The organism is Gemella sp., assembly GCF_057272915.1.
The window spans coordinates 68,882-90,425 of sequence record NZ_DBHIUF010000009.1; the positions used below are offsets into that span (position 1 = coordinate 68,882).

Below are 21,544 nucleotides of genomic sequence, written 5' to 3' on the forward strand. Positions count from 1 at the left end.
AGTTAAAAGCATTTAAATTATAAATCACTCTTTAACTTTATGAACAACTACAAATCTAAAAGAAGCTACTTGAAAATATGATTTTTAATCAATCTATATTTTAAGTCGCTTCTTTTTTTATATTCTATGCGATAAACCTATCTAATTTTATAATTTTAAATAATTGCTTATATGATATTAATTCCCCACTAAAACGCTTAAAACAACCCTAAACCTTGACTAATTTCATTTTATATAGTAATATTCATATAGATTATAAAACAAGGAGTCATTTTTTTATGAGAAAATATTTTGGAACTGACGGTATTCGTGGTATCGCAGGAGAATCACTAACAGCCGATTTGAGTTTTAAAGTAGGTAAAGCTCTTGGTAAATTACTTACTGAAAAAAAAGAACATCCAAAAGTAGTAATTGGTAGAGATACTAGAATTTCATGTGACATGATTGAACAAGCACTAACAGCAGGGCTTACTAGTACAGGTGTCAATGTAATGACAGTTGGTACTATACCTACTCCTGCAATTGCTTATTTAACAAAGACAATTGAAACAGATAGTGGAATTATGATTTCTGCTTCACACAACCCTTATCAAGATAATGGAATTAAGATTTTTGGTCCTGATGGATTCAAACTTACAGATGAACAAGAATTAGAAATTGAATCATTAATTGATAATTCTGAACAAATTAAAAACGCTAGTTTTGAAAAAATTGGAAAAGTATACAGTGGTAATGAATTAACCCAAAAATATGTTCAACACATTAAACAATCTATCACTGGAGATTTATCTGATATTAAAATTGCATTAGATTGCGCTAATGGTGCAACAACTGGTGTAGCTCCTTTTATTTTTGGTGATTTAGAAGCTGATATAGAAACTATCGGCTGTCAACCAAACGGTATCAATATTAATGATAACGTAGGTTCTACAAAAATCGAGACAATTTCTGAATTCGTAAAAGAAAATAACGTAGATGTAGGATTTGCCTTTGACGGAGATGGTGACAGAGTTTTAGCTGTTGACGCTAAAGGACATGTTGTTGATGGCGATAAAATCATGTTCATTCTTGCAAAACACCTTAAAGAACAAGGTGAACTAAAAGATAATATGGTAGTTTCTACAGTAATGAGTAACATAGGATTCTACAAAGCAATTGAAGAAAATGGATTACAATCTGTTAAAACTGCAGTAGGAGACCGCTACGTAGTTGAAGAAATGAGAAAAAATGATTACTCACTTGGTGGTGAACAATCAGGTCATATTGTACTGATGAATTATGCTACTACTGGTGACGGTATTTTGACAGCTGTAAAACTTGTAGATATAATTAAAACTTCTGGAAAATCTCTTGAAGAATTAGCATCTGAAGTTAATATCTATCCTCAAAAGCTAGTTAATATTAAAGTAGTTGATAAGAAAACTGCTATGGAAGATTCAGAAATTCTAGCTGAATGTGAAAAAGTAGAAAAAGAATTAGAGGGGAATGGCCGTATCTTATTACGTGCATCTGGAACAGAAAACCTAATTCGAGTAATGGTGGAAGCAAGTAGCAATGAGCTAACTGATAAATATTGCGAACAAGTAGCTCAAATTGTTCGTGAAAAATTTGAAATAAAATAACATAGAAAAGAAAACTATAAAAAGAAGTTAGAATTTATAATCTAACTTCTTTTTATTTTTTGTATTCTCTTAGTATACAATTGTATACATGATTCAACTTAAAAGATAAGCCAGTAGCTACACAACCATCTTAGATAAATACACTACTACCTTAAACATTTTTTTATATTTCAATTTATTTCCTTTATAATGATTTACTTAATATTGTATTAATTTTTTCTTTCTATACAATTAGTACATTAAAAATGTATATATATACACAAGATATTTACATCTTTACAGTAAATTTAAACTAGCTATTTTTTACTATAATATTAACGTTGTTTGTAGTTAAAATACAAATAATATAGTATATTATTATCAAAATTTTAATCTTTTTATGTAAATCGAGTTTTATTAATATTTTACCAAAAAAAAATATCAATTTTTTAAAAAAAATTTTATTTTCCTCTTGTTTTTTGTATATACTTCTGTTATACTAATAAATGAAGTAATTATTATATTACTTCATATGTTCTTTTATTATAAGTCTCCCTAGCTTATAATAAAGACTTTTCATATTTACTCCCTTATTTCTACCTTACAATATTTTTTGTAAGGTAGGTTTTTTATTTCCTGAAAAACTTTCAATTTTAAACTAAATAATTATTATTTTTCTGTATATATTTAGCTATATACATGTTTTTTTTCTGAATACAACAAAATTTACTTGACTTATTTTCTTTCCTAAGGTAAACTTTAATGTATAAACACAAAATACAACAAGAAGGGACAAGTCAAGTATGATAAAGATAGAAAATTTAAATGTTACCTATAACCAAACTCCTGCCCTTTCTAATATTAATTTAGAAATAAAAGGACCTGGTATTACAGGTATAATAGGGCCTAACGGTGCTGGTAAATCTACCTTAATAAAAGCCGTTTTAAATATAATACCCTCGACTGGTATTTCAAAAATTGATGACAAGATTGCAAAAGATAATCTTGATAATGTTGCTTACGTCGAACAAAAAATAAATATTGACTACAACTTTCCAATAAAAGTTAGAGAATGTGTTTCTCTTGGCTTATATTCTAAGATTGGAATACTAAAAAAATTAAAAAAATCTGATTGGCAAAAAGTTGACGACGCTTTAAAGTTAGTTGGTCTAGAAAAATTCTCTAATAGACAAATTAGTGAACTATCTGGTGGACAGTTCCAACGTGTGTTGATAGCTCGTTGTCTTGTACAAGACGCTAAATATATATTCTTAGATGAACCTTTCGTTGGTATTGATTCAGTAAGTGAGGAGATTATCATGAATACACTTAGAAATCTTCATGATAAAGGACATACAATATTAATAGTACACCACGACTTAAGAAAAGTTCATTCTTATTTTGATAGCGTTCTATTACTTAATAAGGAAGTTATTGCTTTTGGTGATACTGAGTCAACTTTCACGAGAACTAATTTAACTACAGCTTACGGCACTGACTTATTCTTTACTGGAGGTGAAAATAATGATTAAAGAGTTTATTGATGGACTTTATAGTTTTCATTTCTTACAAAACGCACTTATTACTGCCATTGTTATTGGAATAGTTGCGGGTGCTGTAGGATGCTTTATAGTTCTTAGAGGTATGTCACTAATGGGAGACGCTATCTCTCACGCAGTTCTTCCTGGAGTTGCCTTATCATTCATCTTAGGAATTGACTTCTTTATAGGTGCGATTGTATTTGGACTATTAGCGTCAATTATCATTACATTCATAAAAGGTAATTCGATAATTAAAAGTGATACTGCAATTGGTATTACATTCAGTTCGTTCCTTGCATTAGGTGTAATTTTAATAAGTGTTGCGAAAAGTTCTACAGACTTATTCCATATCTTGTTCGGTAACATACTAGCAGTACAAGATTTAGATATGTATATTACTATTGGTGTTGGAGTCTTCGTGCTTTTAGTTATTAAGTTATTCTTCAAAGAATTACTACTGACTTCATTTGATGAGCTATTAGCTAAAGCTATGGGAATGAGAGTTAACTTCTACCATTACTTGCTAATGATATTATTAACTCTAGTATCAGTTACTGCAATGCAAAGTGTTGGTACGATTCTAATCGTCGCAATGTTAATTACTCCTGCTGCTACTGCATATCTATATGCTAACAGTTTGAAAACAATGATATTCTTATCATCTACAATAGGAGCAAGTTGTTCAGTACTAGGATTATTCATAGGTTATTCATTCAATATTGCAGCTGGATCTAGTATTGTTTTAACATCTGCTATTGTTTTCGCTATAAGTTTCTTTGTTGCACCAAAACAACGTTTTGTTAAACATAAAAAATAATAATTCAAGGTAATAATACACAAAGAATAAGGTAGTCTTAATCTAATTTAATATAATATCTCCTTTAAATAAACTTATTAAAATAAAAAATACTTCCAAAGTGAGTTTATTTAGAGGTGTTATTACGAGGTTTTAATTGATAATGATTATTATTAGTTATGTAAATCTATTTTGTTCTTTGTTTTACACAAAAAATAATAAAGGAGGCCTATAATATGAAAAAATTAGGTTTTAAAAAATTAAGTTTTCTAGCGCTTATTTTTACTCTAGCCGTTGGACTTTTTGCCTGTTCTAGCGCTAAACAAGGTTCTAGTTCTAACGAAGCTACAAAATTAAAAGTAGTAGCAACTAACTCTATTATCGCCGATATTACAAAAAATATTGCCGGTGATAAAATTGATTTACACAGTATCGTACCAGTTGGTCAAGACCCACACGAATACGAACCACTTCCTGATGATGTTAAGAAAACATCTCAAGCTAATCTTATCTTATACAACGGTATCAACCTGGAAACTGGTGGTAATGCTTGGTTTACAAAATTAGTTCAAAACGCTAAAAAAGAAGAAAACAAAGATTACTACGCAGTTAGTGAAGGTGTTGAGGTAATTTACCTTGAAGGTCAAAACGAAAAAGGTAAAGAAGATCCACACGCTTGGTTAAACCTTGAAAATGGTATTATCTACGCTAAAAACATTGCTAAACAATTAGAAGCTAAAGATCCTAAAAACAAAGACTTCTACGAAGCAAATCTTAAAACTTACGTAGAAAAACTTTCTAAACTAGATAAAGAAGCTAAAGATAAATTTAACAACATCCCTAAAGAGAAAAAAACAATCGTAACTAGTGAAGGATGCTTCAAATACTTCTCTAAAGCATACAATGTACCTTCAGCTTACATTTGGGAAATCAATACTGAAGAAGAAGGAACTCCAGATCAAATTAAAACTCTAGTTGAAAAATTACGTAAAACTAAAGTACCTTCTCTATTCGTAGAAAGTAGTGTTGACGAACGTCCAATGCAAACTGTATCAAAAGATACTAACATTCCTATTTACGAAAAAATCTTCACTGATTCAATCGCTGAACCAGGACAAAATGGAGATAGCTACTACAGCATGATGAAATGGAACTTAGACAAAATTTCTGAAGGTTTAGCTAAATAATTACTCCTAAAACAACTCCCTGTATAAATATACAAGGAGTTGTTATTTTTATTCCATCATAATTTTTTTAACATTTAAATTTTTTATCTTATTACTATAGTATAAAATAAAGATTTCATATATTAATACAAATGCTATAAAACTACCAATTACTGAAATTAAATCAAAGTTATATGTTGTTTCGCTATCTAATTTTTCAGATAAAACTTTTAGTAATACTCTTATTAAAAAATACTGATAAATTGTTCCTACAGCAAAACCTATGTATGCTACTACTCTATAACCGGATAATACTATTTTTGAACATTCACTTTTTGAAAAACCCATAATACTTAAAATAGATATATTTTTTATATTACTACTAGCAATCACTTCCAATGAAATTAATAATATTGATAACGATAATATCACACCTATTATCATCATCATAATTCTTATTGTTCCATCAACAAAATCTCTCATACCAAATGCCATTTGTATCATTGAAGAAAATGATAATGCAGCAAAAATAACAAAGAATAATAGGGTTTTATTACTAAATAATACTGTTGCTCTTAATTCTTTAAAAAAGTTTTTATATTGTCTAATTCTTCTTTTTCTAATTTTTTTATTTGTTGAATTTATTTGTTTAAGTAAGTTAATCGTTGGTACATTTAAATTAAAGAATACATAAACAATTGATATTACTAAAAACAATAGTGATGGTAATATAACCATTATTAATAAAAGTTTAGGATGAAAGTTTATTGTAAGTTCAGATAATATATTATCTGTATTCCTACTCTCATAAAATTTCGGAATAAACAGATGTGAACTACCATAACCTAATAATGAACCCAAAAATACTAAAAATCCAAAAATAGAAAACTTAGATGCTATAAAGTTATTACTATAACCTTGAGCTTTTAATATTCCAATTTTATGTTTAGAATCATCAATAAATTGTTTTATATAAAATATTAACATTACAGCTGCACTTATTGATAAGACAGTTCCTGTTATAATAACTACAAATTTAGAAACAATAAGCTGAGCATCATAAAACTTTTTCTGCATTATATTAAATCCTGTAATATCTAAGACTTTCAAATCTAAATATAAGTTAGAAAACAGTGTAGTTATAAATACCGCACAAAAACTTACTATCACTACTGCAATTGCTTTTCTTAAATCTTTTAACTGTACTAGCATATAATTACCATCCTATCTCTTCTACAGATTTAGGTGTACAGTTTTCTTCAATAGAAGTTACTCTACCACTACCTACATGAATTATCTTATTTGCAAGCTCAGCAATATTCTCATTATGAGTTACCATTATCATTGTAAAGTTTGATTTATCTTTTAGTTTTAATAAGTACTCTAATATTTTTCTTCCAGTTTCCTCATCTAAAGCTCCTGTTGGTTCATCTAAAAACAGTACAGTTGGCTTCTTAGCTAATGCTCTCGCAATTGAAACACGCTGTTGCTCTCCTCCAGATAACTCATTAGGATATTTACTTAATTTATCTTCTAATCCTAAGTCCTTTATAATATCAACATACTCTTTATTATCCGCTAAATTAGCTCCTACTTTAACATTTTGTTCTACTGTTAAATTATTTAATAAATAATATTGTTGGAAAACAAATCCTATTTTGTCTTTACGAAACTTTGTTAATTGTTTTTCTGAGTAATTACTTATAGACTCATTATCATATACAACTTCTCCTGAATCTGACTTTTCTAAACCAGATAAAATATTTAATAATGTAGATTTCCCTGAACCAGAAGCCCCAAGTATAACAACAAATTCATTTTTATCAATTTTTAAATCTATTCCCCTTAAAACTTCTTGATCATTATATTTTTTCTTAATATTTTTTGCTGTAATCATTTAATCAATCTCCCTTAAATATTGTACTATTAAACTTTTAGCTACTTCTGCCATGTACTTAATAATTTCAGACGGTGTAAAATTATATATTCCCGTAACTGTTAATGTTGCAATACCATGACTATATATAAATAAGTGCTCATAAAATTTTTTTGCATTTTCTATTGAAATTCTATACTCTTTATCTATAGACTCAATTACTGATTTATATTCATAGTCTCGCATTGGAAGAAAATCTTTAAAACTTTCTACTTCTATACCTTTTCTCATAAATAACCATTGAAATAATTTAGGTTCATTTTTTGAAAATAATATATACTCTACTCCTAATCGTTTAAATGGACTATCATCTTTTAAAGCTAAATTAACTTTTTCTGAAAAAATATTTTCTGCAACAAACTTTGCTTCATCTTCTAAATTTTTCATATTAGAGAACAAACTAAATATTACTTTAGTAGATGACTCCAATTTTTTAGCCAACTCTCTTGCAGTTAATGCTTCTATTCCATTTTCTCTTATAAAGTCTATAGTTACAGTCAAAACCTCTTCTTTAGTAAATTTAAATTTTGGTGCCATATTCAAACCTCCATCGATAGGTAACACTTGTTTCTTATTGTAAATTATTTTGTATGAAATGTCAACAGAAAAATTATTGAATTATTACAAGAAATCTTATACAATAAAAGTAGAATAAAAATTAGGAGTTGTTTATGAATATAATTAAAAACTTGCCTACACCAATTGCAGGCTTAGCATTAGGTTCTGCTGCATTAGGAAATTTATTACAACCATATTCTTCTTCCCTACAGTTATTATTTAATCTATTATCTTTGATAATAATTGTACTTTTAACTATTAAGTTTGTGTTGGGATTTGACAAATTAAAAAAAGAAATGGAAAATCCAGTTGTAGCGACAGTACTAGCAACATACCCTATGAGCATTATGCTACTTGCTTCATTTTCAAAAAAATATATCGGGCTATTGAGTATGCCAGTATGGATAATTGGAATCTTTCTAGATTCTTGTGTTGTATGCTATGCAATTTATAATTTTATAATAAAGGAAAGACATATAAGTAAAATCTATCCAACCTGGTTTATCACCTTTGTTGGACCAGCCGTTGTAACAGTTACAGCAATAAATTATAATTTAGAAACACTAGGATTAATTTACTTCTATTTTTCTTATATTAATTATTTAGTATTATTACCTTTTGTTCTTTATAGAGTTTATAAGTATAAACATTATAAAGATGGAGATTATCCTACTATTACTGTATTTTCAGCACCTGGTGGATTATTACTAGCTAGTTATATGATTGGAGTAACACAAAAAAGTAATATAGTTTTAGTAATATTAATACCACTTACAATATTATTATTTATATTTGTTTTAATTCAATTACCATATTTACTAAAAAGAAAATTCTATCCTAGCTTTTCTGCTTTCACTTTCCCGTTGGTGATTTGCGCAATAGCATTTCAAAAAACTGGTATTTACTATCAAATAGCTGAATTTTCTATTTTGAATATTTTAATTCATCTAACTGAATTACTGGCGATAATTATCGTAATATATGTATGGTATGGGTTTATTAAGAATTTATTTTATTCAAATTAACGTCAAAAAGACACGATTAAGTTTAAACTTAACCGTGTCTTTTAACCTATTATAAAAGTTTATCTGCTTACTCTATAACTTCTTTGAAGTTCTCGATAACATCTTTCAACTCTAATTCTAAGATATAACTAATACCTTTTTCTTGCATTGTTACTCCGTATAGAGTATCCATAGCCTCCATAGTTCCTCGTCTGTGTGTGATAACTAGGAATTGATTATTCTCTGAATAAACTTTTAAGAATTTTGCAAATTTATTAACATTCTCTTCATCAAGTGCCGCTTCCACCTCATCAAGAACTACAAATGGTGGATTTTTAACCTGCAATATCGCAAACAATAAACTTATCGCAGTTAAAGATTTCTCCCCACCTGATAATAATGAAAGGTTTTGAAGTTTTTTACCCGGAGGTGAAGCTTCGATTACTATTCCAGTATTTAATATGTCATTTGGTGATTCTAAAGTCATATCTGCATAACCACCTTTGAACAATTCTTTAAATATTTTATTGAAATTTTCTGCTACTTGAACAAATGTCGTTAAGAAGCGTTCTTTTACTTCTTTATCAATCTCTGCAATAGTCTCTTCTAGTTTTTCTTTCGCTTCTACAAGGTCGGTAATTTGCTCATTATAGAAGTCATAACGTTCTTTAACCTCTTCGAACTCTGCTATAGCATTTAAGTTAATATTACCTAACTCTACAATCTCTTTACGAAGTCTTGCTACATCATTCTTATATGAAGGTGCTTCTTCAATATTTTCAGCAGTTAATCTGTTTGATACACTCTCATATGTTACATTATAGTTAGTAACAAGGTTCTCTAGATATTCATCGATCTTAACTTCTATCTTCGTCTGTTCTACAGTTAATTTTTCGAATTCTGAAGTTTTTTGACGTAGACTTTCGTTATTTCTTTGTTGAGCTACCGTAATTTCTTTTTCGCGTTTGAATAATCCTGTTTTTTCCATATCAAGATCTAATAATAACGTCTTAAGCGTTGTTAATCTTTCACTACACTCAGCAATAATCTTAGAATTATTTTCTAATATCTTTTGCTCATCTTCCTCACTTAAAGACTCTGCATCTTTAGACATTTCTAATCTTGTTAGTTGCTCATTTATATCTGTTATATCAGCTAATAGTGATTCTATTAACTCTAAACCATGCTTAGTTGTCTCTTCTAATTTTGATTTTTCAATCTTAAGCTCAGCAATTTTCTCTAAGAACAATTCCTCTGCACTTTGGGCATTTTGTTTCTTACTACTTTCTTCCTTAATTTTCTCATCAAGTTTTCGTAGATCTACTCTAATTTTCTCCAGACTTTGAGTTAACTCAACAATATTACTCGAATTATCTTCAGTATCTTTGAATTCTAGTAGTTTTTTCTCATTTAATTCTATATTCACTTTAATATCGGAAATTTCAGAGTTTTTATGATTTATACTTAATTCTAATTGCTTAAGTTTTAAAATCACATCTTCTTTCACAGATTTAGAATTTAGGATTTCGTCCATTACCTCTTGTTGTTGACTCTCCAATAGACTCTTCTCATTTGCTAATTTCTCAATCTTTTCATTAATTTTGTCAAGATTCTGCACTAGCTCATCAAGTTCAGCCTTATGTTTAATAGATGAGTTATTATTTTTATTAATAGCACCACCAGTGATAGATCCACCACTATTGATGATTTGCCCATCAAGCGTAATAATTCTATTTCTAAAATTAATCTTACGTGCTATTCTATTGGCATTATCCATATTATCAACGATAATAACAAGCCCTAATAAGTGAGATATTATATTTTTGTACTCACTATCAACAGTTATTAGATTCTCAGCAATATTGATAAATCCTTCCTCATTTACAACTGTTCTATAAACATCACTCGCTATAGCTTTTGCTTTAATATTATTTAATGGTAAAAATGTAACTCTACCTTTATTAGTTTTCTTTAAATGATTAATACACTCTTTTGCAACATTCTCATTTTCTACGATAATATTTTGCTGTGCTTGTCCTAAAGCAATATCAATTGCAACAGCATATTCATTATCAAATTCTACAATATTTGCTACACTATTGTGAACACCAGCTAAAGAATCTTTATTAGCAAGAATTTCTTTCACCCCAATATTGTAAAAACTTAAATTATTAATTTGATCTTCTAAGAATTTCTTACGATTTTCCAGGTTGCTCTTGAAGTTGTATCCTGTGCGAATTTGTTCCTCGATATTTTTTCCATTTGAATTAATTAAAATATTTTTTTCAACTAATATATCAAGTTCTTTTTGAAGGTTAGCTAGCTGTTCATTTAGAATTTTTTGTTCTTCAGTAGCAGCTGCAAGCTCTTCTGTTTTTATACTTAAAACTTGCTTTTGTCTTTCAATATTATTAAGAATTTCTTTACTGTTTTCATCAGCATTCTCTAGATTTTTTTTAGCGAACTCTATACTATTTTCTAGTCTAGTTTCTTCGTTTATTAAGCTATAATAAGTGTCTTTTAATTCTTCTATTTTTCTTTCGATTAACTCTAGTTTACTCTCTTCACCTGATTCTAATGAAGAGATTTCTTTATTAATCTTTTGAATTTTACTTTTAGTTTCAGCATTTAGATTTTCTCTTTCTGCTAACTTATTCTCAAGGTTTTGTTTTCTTTCCTCAAGATACTTAATATCATCATTAATTTTTTCACTTCTCAGAGTTCTATTATTTTTTCTTTCCTCAATAACGCTCAATTGCGATTGAAGAGATTCTTTTTTCTGAACTAGCTCTAACTCTTCATCATGATATTTCATATAAGTTCTATCTAGAGAAACTAAGCTATTCTTGATACTTTCTAAATCTTTAATAAGTTCTTCTTGTCTACTTTCAAGTCCAAGTTTTTCAGATTCTTTCTCATGTTTAACTTGTAGCAAATCTGCAAGTCTTTTTTGATATTCAACAATATTATAGACATTTAATAAAATATCTTTTTCTTCAAGTTCATTAGAATAATCAAGATACTTTTGTGTTTTATTCTTTTGATCTTCTAAAATCTCATAACGACCTGAGATTTCTGAGAAAATATCATTTAACCTCATCAAGTTGTCGTTTGTCTTTTCTAATTTAAGATTAGTCTCTTTTTTCTTATTTTTGTACTTTAATACACCTGATGCCTCTTCTATAATTGCTCTGCGATCGACAGGCTTAGATGAAATAATATCTTCTACCTTACCTTGAGTAATAATACTATAACTCTCCTTATTAATCCCAAGGTCTAGATACATATCAGTAATATCTTTTAATTTTGCACGTTTATTATCAATGTAATACTCACTATCACCATTTCTATACAAACGTCTTTTAATTTCACAACTATCTTCTCCGTTAGAGAATGTTACCGCTACTTCAGCAAAGTTTTTTCTTTTCGCATCTTCAGTCCCCGAAAAGATAACATCTTTCATGCTACTACCACGTAAATTTTTAGCAGATTGCTCACCTAAAACCCAACGAATAGCATCAATTATATTACTTTTTCCCGAACCATTCGGTCCAACAACACCGATTAAATTATTTTTAAATTCAAACGTTGTCTTCTTCTGAAAAGATTTAAAACCTGTAACTTCAACCTTTGCTAATTTCATCTTTTTTTCCTTTCATTAATTTTAAATATCTTTATATCCAAGCTTTTCTAATGCTTGTTTTGCTGAGATTTGTTCTGACTCTTTCTTTGTTGTAGACGTTCCGCTTCCGTATTGTTTTCCACCAATTAAAATAGCACTCGTGAAAGTTTTTGAATGTGATGGTCCACTAGAATCAAGAACTACATATTCAATATCACCTAATTTAATTTTTGAAATATACTCTTGTAGTATAGTTTTATAATCTACAAAGCTGTGATACTCAAGATCTTGCACTTCTGTAAATAAAGTATTATTTAAGAAAGTTTTCACCACTTCAAGATTTGACTCTAAATACATTGCTCCTGCGAAAGATTCAAAAATATCAGCAAGTAAAGCTGCTCGACTTCTTCCGCCCATTTTTTCTTCACCTTTTCCTAGATAAATACATTTATCTAAACCAAGTTGTAAAGCATATTTAACCAATGTTTTTTCACAAACAATAGATGCACGTAACTTAGTAAGCTCACCTTCTGGAAGCTCAGAAAATTTCTTAAATAAAAATTCGCTTGTTGTAAGTTCAACAACAGCATCCCCTAAAAATTCCAGACGCTCATAATTCAGATGCTTCGCAATTCTTTTCTCATTAGTATAAGAAGAATGAGAAAATGCATTTTTAAAATTATCACTGAATTTTAAATTAAATCCATACTCTTCATTTAAATTACTAAGTAATCTCTCAATATATGTTCGTTCCATAATTATTCTCCTTTCTTTTATTATTAGGAGAAACTCAAAATTTCACATAAATTATCAAGTTTCCCCCACAAAATCATTATCATATTTTAAAATACTTTACTAATCTAATAAAAACTCAGAGAACACATCATTTCCATAGAATAATCCTTTTCTAGTCAAACGAAGTTTATTACCTTCAATCTCTAAGTACCCTTCTCTTATGTTTTTATCAACCACACCTTTGAAGATTTCTTCTGCTCTTTGTCCATACTTTTCTTCAAAAATATCTAAATCTACACCTACCAAAAGGCGGAGTCCTAAGAACATTTCCTCTTCGATTCTTTCCTTAAGTGTTACAGTATTTTCTTCACGTCTTGCGTGCCCTTTTTCTAACATACTGTCAATATAGAATTTCAATGCTCCTTGGTTAGCATAACGTACTCCATCAATATAACCATGAGCACCCGCTCCAAGTCCATAGTACTCTATATTCTTCCAGTAACTACTATTATGAACACTCTCATGACCAGGTCTAGCAAAATTACTGATTTCATACTGTTCATAACCATTTTCTGTTAAGAAATTAATAACCTCATTGTACATTTTCTCCTCAGTTTCATTCGAAGGTAATGTAACTTTCTTATCTCTAACTTGATTATAAAGTTTTGTTTTTTGCTCTAATATCAATGAATAACATGAAATATGACTAATATTGTATTCTACAACCTTCTTCATACTATCATACAAGTCGTCCATAGTCTGCTTCGGTAATGAAAACATTAAATCTACATTAATGTCCTCAATCCCATGTTTTTTACAATTAGCAATCGCCATATCTACATCATCAGCAACATGCCCTCGTCCAAGAATTTTTAACAGTTCATTATTAAAAGTCTGAACTCCCATGCTAATTCTATCAACTCCGTAGCCCTTTACCAAAGCAACCCGAGAATCAACAAGATCCTCAGGGTTAGCTTCAAAAGTAAATTCACGCAGTTGTTGTGGAATTTTATTTCTAAGTGCAGTCAGTAGACGATGAAGTTGTTCATCACTTAATGCACTCGGTGTTCCACCACCAATATAAATAGTTTCAACATTTTGAATGTTTTCCATACCCTCAATTTCTTTGATTAAGCAATCTATATACTTATCAACAGGTTGTCTTTGTATATAAAACTTGTTGAAATCACAGTATGAACAAATATACTTACAAAATGGAATATGAATATATACTCCGCGTGGATAACTTTTCATTATTCTTCGTCCATTTTCAGAACAGCCATGAAGGCATCTTGAGGAACCTCTACGCTACCAACAGCTTTCATTCTCTCTTTACCTTTTTTCTGTTTCTCTAATAGTTTACGTTTCCTACTAATATCCCCTCCGTAACATTTAGCAAGAACGTTTTTACGCATCGCTTTAATAGTTTCACGAGAGATAATTTTATTTCCAATTGCAGCTTGGATAGGAATCTCGAATTGTTGTTTAGGAATAAGTTTTTTAAGTTTTTCTACAATAACTTTACCACGTTGGTAAGCGAATTCTCTGTGAACGATGAAGCTTAAAGCATCGACTTGTTCACCATTTAATAGAATATCCATCTTAACAAGGTTACTATCTTTATATCCAGTTAATTCATAGTCGAATGACGCATATCCTTTTGTATTAGATTTAAGTTGATCAAAGAAGTCAAACACGATTTCTGATAAAGGTATATCGTAAGTAATATTAACCCTCGTATCATCGATATATTCCATATTTAAGAAGATACCACGTTTCTTCTGACAAAGATCCATAACAGCACCTACATAGTCATTTGGTACCATAATGCTCGCCTTAACAAACGGCTCAGTAATCTTATTAATTTTTTGTGGATCTGGCATTTCTGATGGGTTTGATACATCTACCATAGTTCCGTCCGTTTTTTCAACTTTATAAATAACCGATGGTGCAGTTGCGATGATATCAATGTTAAATTCACGCTCGATACGCTCTTGGATAATTTCCATGTGTAACATTCCTAAGAATCCACATCTAAATCCGAATCCAAGTGCTTGAGAAGTTTCCGCTTCATATTGTAAAGCTGAGTCATTAAGTTCTAATTTTTCTAACGCTTCACGTAAATCATTATATTTTGATGAATCGATTGGATATAATCCACAGAATACCATTGGATTTAATTTTCTATACCCAGGTAATGCTTCTTTAGCAGGATTATTTGCTAATGTGATTGTATCCCCTACACGAGTTTCACTTACATTTTTAATAGATGCACAGATAAAACCTACATCACCTGCAGTAAGTTCATCAACGATTTTTTCCTTAGGTGTGTGAATACCAACCTCAGTAACCTCGAACACACCACCAGTAGCCATCATCTTAATCTTATCTCCAGCTTTTACAGTACCGTTCTTAATACGAACCGAAACGATAACTCCTCTATACGCATCGTATAAAGAGTCAAAGATTAACGCTTGTAGTGGTTCAGCAGCATCTCCAGACGGTGCTGGAATATATTCTACGATTTGTTCTAAGATTTCATCAATACCAATACCCGCTTTAGCAGAAGCAAGTACGATATCATCTGTTGGTAATCCAATTACATCTTCAATCTCAGTCTTAACCTTGTCAGGATCTGCAGCAGGTAAGTCAATTTTATTAATAATTGGAATGATTTCTAAATTATTGTCTAATGCTAAGTATACGTTAGCTAAAGTTTGGGCTTCTATACCTTGAGCAGCATCGACTACTAAAATAGCCCCTTCACATGCTGCTAAAGAACGAGATACTTCATATGTGAAGTCTACGTGTCCTGGTGTATCGATTAAGTGAAAAATATACTCTTCTCCATTTTTAGCAGTATATTGTAATTGCACTGCATTAAGTTTAATCGTAATACCTCTTTCACGCTCAATATCCATTGAGTCAAGAAGTTGTGCTTTCATCTCACGTTGTTCTAACGCCTTTGTTTTTTCTAAAATTCTGTCCGCAAGAGTCGATTTCCCGTGGTCAATATGTGCAATTATAGAAAAGTTCCTTATTTTCTTTTGCCTTTCGTTTCTTTTATCCATTTTATTCTTCCTTTACAAATCTTGTTTTTCTACGTAGTCTTTAGCTGTATAATACGAAAAACCATCCCTTATTAGCTTTTCAATCAGCTTTTGTTTAAGTGCATACCCTTCGTATCTGCGACTATAACTCTGATAAGCCCTTCTAAAATGCTCATCTAATATATCATCTTCATCTTCTTCCTCATAGTCTTCGAAAAATATGTCAAACACCTTTCTTATTATATCAGATGTAAAGCCATTTGTATAAAGTTTTTGTGTTATTTTTTGAACTTTTTTATTTTTCGTCTCTCTTCGTACTTTATACTCATGCTCAATAATTTTATAAAGCATTTCTATCATTGCTTCTTCAGTACAAATCTTCGCAATATTTTCTTCAATAACGTCTTTATCCAAGCCCTTTTCTAACAATTTTCTTTGTATCCAGTATGGCCCCTTTAAATTTAGATTAAAATAATCTGTTACAGCAGCTTCTACATAATGGTCATCATTCAAATAACCAATTTCTATTAACTTCTCAATTACTTTATCAATAACATTATTAGCAATCTCTTTTTTCTGAAGATATTCTCTTATGTCCTGCTTAGTTCTCAGACCAAATTGTAAATAATGTACTGCCTTACTATAAGCACTCTCAACACTTTCGTGAGCAATAATTTCTTTTAGTTGCTCTTTTGATAAATCTATTTTTTTTATAAGTCCATATTTAATAATCGTATCTTCAGAAACATAAAAATGTTTACCATTTTCCAAGTCTATTTTATACTTAACTTTTAGCTTTGTTATATTTGTAACTTGCAAATTTACACCTACTTTCTACATTTCTCGCTAAAAAACTCTTACCTTTAATTTTATCAAAAATCACATCAAAAAGGAAATGTTAGAAAAAAAAGATTAACGAAATCTAACTTGTACAAAAAATTAGTTTCGTTAACCTTTTTTATTTTTCTACATGGGAGTGACTCAAAAATCGTGATTTCGTAGAAACAAGATTTTGTCGAGTCACCCCCGCACAGTTTATTAGATGTCTGAAAAACTTTCATAAAGCGAATTTAGATATCAATAAACCACTGCGTCTATGAGTTATCATATATACTTTTTTTAAAATTTATGATTTTTGTATCAGCCTCATCATTAATAATATCATTTATATTTGTATGGTCCCAAGGTGTTCCTTTTCTATGGGTAATTGTGACTAATTCACTTGCTGTAAGATGCCCATATTTTTTAAAAGTACTTTGAATAGAATCAATTACATTCTTCTCATCTAAAGATTGAAGAAATCTAGATAATACCATTTATATTTCATTGGCAACATTTTATTGTAATTACTAACTTCTCTTTTCATTTTCTTCTGCTGATTTAATTATATCTGATATTAATCTACTAAAATCTATAGCATTTTTTGATGTAATAACTGGTTTCCCTGTTCTCTCTTCAATCTCTCTTCTTGCGTTTCCAGCAATACTACCTCCATCTTTTGCAACTTTTTTATTTTCTTCTAGACCTTGCGGATGTGTTGCATTAGCTATATCTTTTGTTGCAGCTTCCGCTAACATATTTAAGATAATTTCAGTTGTTGTCATATTATCTCTTAAGTTTTGTTTCTTCAATCCCTTGTAGTCTTTATATTGTCTTGTTGTCATACCAGACCATGCTTTAGTAATTTCATTAGTTAATATTGCATATTCTTTTCCCTCTTCTACTCCATGGTCTTGCCAAGTATCTGTTAATTCTCTCCTAACCTGAATTGCTTGTAATCTTTGATTAATCCATTCCCTCGTATAACCTTTTTGAAGATATGTTGACAATGCTCTATCAATAGTTAATTCTGGATCTATAATTTCATCTATTCTTTCTTTACCTACCTCTGATAACCACATCTTAAAAGGTTCTGCTTTTGGAGATGGTATAGATTGAATTATACGAAATACACCTTGCATATCCGCAACGTCAGTACTTCTCATCTTCCCGTCTGTTGCCTTCAATTTCAACTGGCTACAAATTGTAGCCAGTTCATTTCCTTCTTTTTTAAGTCTTGTTTTTAATACGCTCCAGTATTTCCTTGGATTTTCACTTTCAGTTAATACTCCAATGATATCAACAATACTAAAATACCACTCTTCTCTTTCATTATCCCAAATTGATCTTATTTGATTTCCTTCAAATAATTTAATTTCATTATCCATAATTATTCTCCTTTTTAAATTCCGTATATTTTTTACTATTATCTAAAATTTAAAACTATAAGCAACATACAACTAATATAATTTTTCACAACTGACATATATTAGCTATTTATTCAACATATAAGTTTCATTTAAAATAGATTTGTATATCATTATTTTTATTTCTTAAATTTATAATTTTCTTCATCTATAATTCTATCAAAAATCACATAAAAAAGGAAATGTTAGAAAGAAAAAAATCCCAAGCCGTACAGCTTGAGAATTTTTCTAACTTATTTTTGTCAAAGAAACTAGATTATTTTCTAATTAATCCTTCTTTTTGTAGATATTCTTTTGCTACATCATACGCAGATTTCCCATCTACATCAACTTTGTAGTTCATCTCTGTCATTTCTTTTTCTGTTATTTTTCCAGAAAGTTTATTTAATATTTTTTCAAGTTCTGGATGTTTTTTTAGAGTTTCTTCTCTTAATATTGGTGCCCCTTGGTATGGTGGGAATAAACGTCTATCATCATTTAACAATTTAAGTTTATTAGTAATTATCTTACTATCAGTCGAGAATACATCGATAATATTTACATCACTATTTGAAATTGCTTGATATTTTAACGCTGGTTCCATTGTTTTAACATTTAGATTTAAGTGATAAAGATTTTTAAGACCTATTCCACCATCTTCTCTATCGTTAAATTCTAACGAGAACCCAACTTTTGCAGAATTTTCTACGAGTTTTATGTCTGAAATATTGTTAATCTTATTTGCTTTAGCGTAGTCTTCTGTTACTGCTAATGCGTATGTATCTTGGAATTTCGTAGGTTTCAGGTATACTAGTTTATCTTGTTCGAATATTTTCTTACGTGCAACTTCATACACTTCATCAGGATCATTAGAAGGTACAATTTCTGGTGTTTTTAATAATGTTGTTGTAACTGTACCTGTAAACTCTGGATAAATATCAATACTTCCACCTTTTAATGCTTCATATAAGAAACTAGTTTTACCAAAATTAGGTTTAACCTCAACATCGATTTTAGTTTCATCTTCAATGAGTATTTTATACATATTAATTAATATCTCAGGCTCGGCACCAAGTTTCCCAGCAATAACTAATTTATCATTAGACATTTTTCCAATTGGGAAGAAGCTAATTGTTAAAGCCACTACAGCCGCAAGTAATGATGCCAAAATAGTTTTTGGTTTTTTATCTTGTAAAAATTTAATTAATAACCCAAATAGAATCGCTAATATTGCAGATGAAATAGCACCAATTAGAATTAACGCTGAATTATTTCTATCTATTCCTAGTAAAATAAATGAACCTAATCCTCCCGCTCCTATTAAAGCGGCGAGAGTTGCTGTACCAATTATCATAATACTCGCCGTTCTCACACCACTCATTAGTATTGGCATAGCGAGTGCAAGTTTAAATTTTTTCAACTTCTCTAGTTTCGTCATACCAAAGGCTGTTGCTGCTTCTTCTAATGATGGATCAATCTCCGATAATCCAGTAATCGTACTTTGTAGTATTGGGAATATTGCATAAATTACCAATGCCACGACTGCTGGTAATGTACCAATCCCCATAAATGGAATGAATAACCCAAGTAATGCAAGAGAAGGAATAGTTTGGAAGATACCCGTAATTTGTAAAAACCATTCACTTGTCTTTTTATTCCCTGAGATAATTATCCCTAGAGGAACCGCAATAAAAATCGCAATAATAAGTGATAATAATGAAATCTGAAGATGTTCAAATAATCCAGTTATCCAATCACTTTTTCTTTCTAAAAATGTATTTACTAAATTCATTATTTATTCCCCCTTGCAAAAAATTCACGAACAAAGTCATCAGCAGGGTTTTCTTTTAATACTTCTGGTGTAGCAATTTGAACTACCTTACCATTTTTTAATACACAAATTCTATCAGCAAGCTTCATCGCTTCATCCATATCGTGAGTTACAAAAACTGTTGTCATTTTATATTCATTGTGCAAAGTTTTAATTAAATCCTGTAATTGAACTTTACTAAGCGGATCTAGTGCTGAAAATGGTTCATCCATCAGTAAAATTTTAGGATTAGCAATTATCGCACGTAGTATTCCTACACGTTGTTTTTCTCCTCCAGAAAGTTCCTTAGGAAGACGATTCATATAATGTTTTGGATCTAATCCTACTTTTTTCAGTAAATCCTCAGTCTTTTCTTTAATTTCTTTCTTGTCAAAGTTTTTCATTTCTGGAATTAGCGCAATATTTTCTGCAACAGTAAGATTCGGAAATAGTGCGATTTGTTGAAGAACATAGCCGGTTTTAAGTCTTAATTCCCTTAAATCATAATCTTTCAACCTCTTATCTTCAAAATAAATATCACCGTCAGTTTGTTCTATCAATCTATTTATTAATTTTAAAGTTGTTGTTTTTCCACTTCCACTAGGCCCAACTAGAACAAAAAACTCTCCTTCTTGTATGTCAAAACTTAATCCATCAAGTATTAAACCATTTGTGGAACAGCATAATGAAACATTGTTATATTCTATCATTTTTATACCTTCTTCCTTATTTCTTCATAACCACAAAACTTTCAATCTTCTTTCAACTACTTACCTTTATACTATATAGGACAAACAATTTAAAAAAAAATATTTTAATTTAGTTTTCCCTATATATAATATTCTAACTAAATAGTTTACAAGTGTCAACAAATAAACTTTTGAAAAGTAAGAAGCCCTATAGAGTATCCATAATACTCTAGGACTTCTCACTGAATATTTAATTATTATAGAAAGATTTAAGATTATATTCTATATAATTTATTCTTCATCTTCTCTACGTCTTTTAGCAATTGCTAGTAAGCTTCCTAACACAGCTAATCCTAATCCTGCTAACCCTGTATTTGTTTCAGATTCACCAGTATTCGCTAAGCGTTTAGTAGATTTCTCTACTTTAGCTGTTGATTTTGGCTTAATGTTTTCATCAACTTTTGGTGATGTTGGAGTAACTTTTCTGAAGATATGAGTTACAACATCTCCATCAGAATTAATCTCTGTTCTTACGAATTCATATCCTGGTATTGTACCATGTTCATACGCTTCATTAGGTTCTCCTAGTTTAGATGGAGTTTTAGCATCCGCTGGTTTCAATTCATTACCTTGTTCATCAGCCCATTTAGTAATGATAAGTTTAACTTTAGGTAATTCTACAGGATCTGGAAGTTCTCCATTTACTGCACCGTTGAATTCTGGGATGTCGACTACCGGTGGAACGATTATCGTTAAATCTGTTCCTGGAATTGTATGACTTATTCCTGTTGTTGGATCTGTCACTGTTGCT

At 29.9% G+C, this 21,544-nt stretch carries 18 protein-coding genes; 5 read left to right on the forward strand and 13 right to left on the reverse strand.

Features of this window, described 5'->3' with window-relative positions:
• Positions 1–278: 278 nt before the first annotated feature.
• From glmM to ACO6OL_RS05350, 4 genes are all read left to right on the forward strand, one after another.
• A complete protein-coding gene (glmM, locus tag ACO6OL_RS05335) occupies positions 279–1,622 on the forward strand; it encodes a phosphoglucosamine mutase (protein WP_485502386.1) in 1,344 nt (447 codons plus the stop codon).
• A gap of 782 nt (positions 1,623–2,404) precedes the next feature.
• A complete protein-coding gene (locus tag ACO6OL_RS05340) occupies positions 2,405–3,133 on the forward strand; it encodes a metal ABC transporter ATP-binding protein (protein ID WP_485502387.1) in 729 nt (242 codons plus the stop codon).
• Positions 3,126–3,959, forward strand: a complete 834-nt coding sequence (locus ACO6OL_RS05345; protein WP_485502388.1) for a metal ABC transporter permease subunit — start codon at positions 3,126–3,128, stop codon at positions 3,957–3,959. The genes ACO6OL_RS05340 and ACO6OL_RS05345 overlap by 8 nt, the downstream gene beginning before the upstream one ends.
• A 215-nt stretch (positions 3,960–4,174) precedes the next feature.
• Complete coding sequence (locus tag ACO6OL_RS05350) at positions 4,175–5,125, forward strand: metal ABC transporter substrate-binding lipoprotein (protein WP_485502389.1); 951 nt, start codon at positions 4,175–4,177, stop codon at positions 5,123–5,125.
• Between the two features lie 48 nt (positions 5,126–5,173).
• Here the strand turns inward: ACO6OL_RS05350 and ACO6OL_RS05355 are convergent, their stop codons facing one another.
• From ACO6OL_RS05355 to ACO6OL_RS05365, 3 genes are read right to left on the reverse strand one after another with little or no spacing between them, the layout of a single operon-like run.
• Positions 5,174–6,316 carry an FtsX-like permease family protein gene (locus ACO6OL_RS05355; RefSeq protein WP_485502390.1) on the reverse strand — a complete coding sequence of 381 codons (1,143 nt, stop codon included), beginning with the start codon at positions 6,314–6,316 and terminating at the stop codon, positions 5,174–5,176.
• 4 nt (positions 6,317–6,320) lie between these two features.
• Entirely contained in the window at positions 6,321–7,001 is a 681-nt protein-coding gene (locus ACO6OL_RS05360) for an ABC transporter ATP-binding protein (protein WP_485491508.1), read from the reverse strand.
• Complete coding sequence (locus ACO6OL_RS05365) at positions 7,002–7,577, reverse strand: TetR/AcrR family transcriptional regulator (protein ID WP_485502391.1); 576 nt, start codon at positions 7,575–7,577, stop codon at positions 7,002–7,004.
• A gap of 134 nt (positions 7,578–7,711) precedes the next feature.
• Here ACO6OL_RS05365 and ACO6OL_RS05370 point away from each other — a divergent pair, with 134 nt between their 5' ends.
• The gene (locus ACO6OL_RS05370; protein WP_485502392.1) at positions 7,712–8,623 is read left to right on the forward strand and encodes a TDT family transporter; all 912 of its coding nucleotides are present in this window, start codon (positions 7,712–7,714) and stop codon (positions 8,621–8,623) included.
• A gap of 67 nt (positions 8,624–8,690) precedes the next feature.
• Here ACO6OL_RS05370 and smc read toward each other — a convergent pair whose 3' ends face one another.
• The 10 genes from smc to ACO6OL_RS05420 all read right to left on the reverse strand — a co-directional run.
• Positions 8,691–12,245: a chromosome segregation protein SMC gene (smc, locus tag ACO6OL_RS05375; protein ID WP_485502393.1), complete on the reverse strand. Its 3,555-nt coding sequence runs from the start codon at positions 12,243–12,245 to the stop codon at positions 8,691–8,693.
• A gap of 21 nt (positions 12,246–12,266) precedes the next feature.
• Positions 12,267–12,980, reverse strand: coding sequence for a ribonuclease III (rnc, locus tag ACO6OL_RS05380; protein WP_485502394.1), 714 nt, complete (start codon positions 12,978–12,980; stop codon positions 12,267–12,269).
• Between the two features lie 99 nt (positions 12,981–13,079).
• The gene (gene hemW / locus ACO6OL_RS05385; RefSeq protein WP_485502395.1) at positions 13,080–14,213 is read right to left on the reverse strand and encodes a radical SAM family heme chaperone HemW; all 1,134 of its coding nucleotides are present in this window, start codon (positions 14,211–14,213) and stop codon (positions 13,080–13,082) included.
• A complete protein-coding gene (gene lepA, locus ACO6OL_RS05390) occupies positions 14,213–16,030 on the reverse strand; it encodes a translation elongation factor 4 (protein WP_485502396.1) in 1,818 nt (605 codons plus the stop codon). The genes hemW and lepA overlap by 1 nt, the downstream gene beginning before the upstream one ends.
• Before the next feature lie 12 nt (positions 16,031–16,042).
• A complete protein-coding gene (locus ACO6OL_RS05395) occupies positions 16,043–16,828 on the reverse strand; it encodes a RecX family transcriptional regulator (RefSeq protein WP_485502397.1) in 786 nt (261 codons plus the stop codon).
• Between the two features lie 275 nt (positions 16,829–17,103).
• Entirely contained in the window at positions 17,104–17,325 is a 222-nt protein-coding gene (locus ACO6OL_RS05400) for a hypothetical protein (protein WP_485502398.1), read from the reverse strand.
• 33 nt (positions 17,326–17,358) lie between these two features.
• Positions 17,359–18,216, reverse strand: a complete 858-nt coding sequence (locus tag ACO6OL_RS05405) for a BRO family protein (RefSeq protein ID WP_314160863.1) — start codon at positions 18,214–18,216, stop codon at positions 17,359–17,361.
• A 295-nt stretch (positions 18,217–18,511) separates the two neighbouring features.
• Entirely contained in the window at positions 18,512–20,026 is a 1,515-nt protein-coding gene (locus tag ACO6OL_RS05410) for an ABC transporter permease/substrate-binding protein (protein ID WP_485502399.1), read from the reverse strand.
• Positions 20,026–20,754, reverse strand: coding sequence for an ATP-binding cassette domain-containing protein (locus tag ACO6OL_RS05415; RefSeq protein ID WP_485502400.1), 729 nt, complete (start codon positions 20,752–20,754; stop codon positions 20,026–20,028). Before ACO6OL_RS05415 ends, ACO6OL_RS05410 begins: the two co-directional genes overlap by 1 nt.
• Before the next feature lie 270 nt (positions 20,755–21,024).
• The coding region (locus ACO6OL_RS05420) for an LPXTG cell wall anchor domain-containing protein (protein WP_485502401.1) at positions 21,025–21,544 on the reverse strand (520 nt) is incomplete at its 5' end.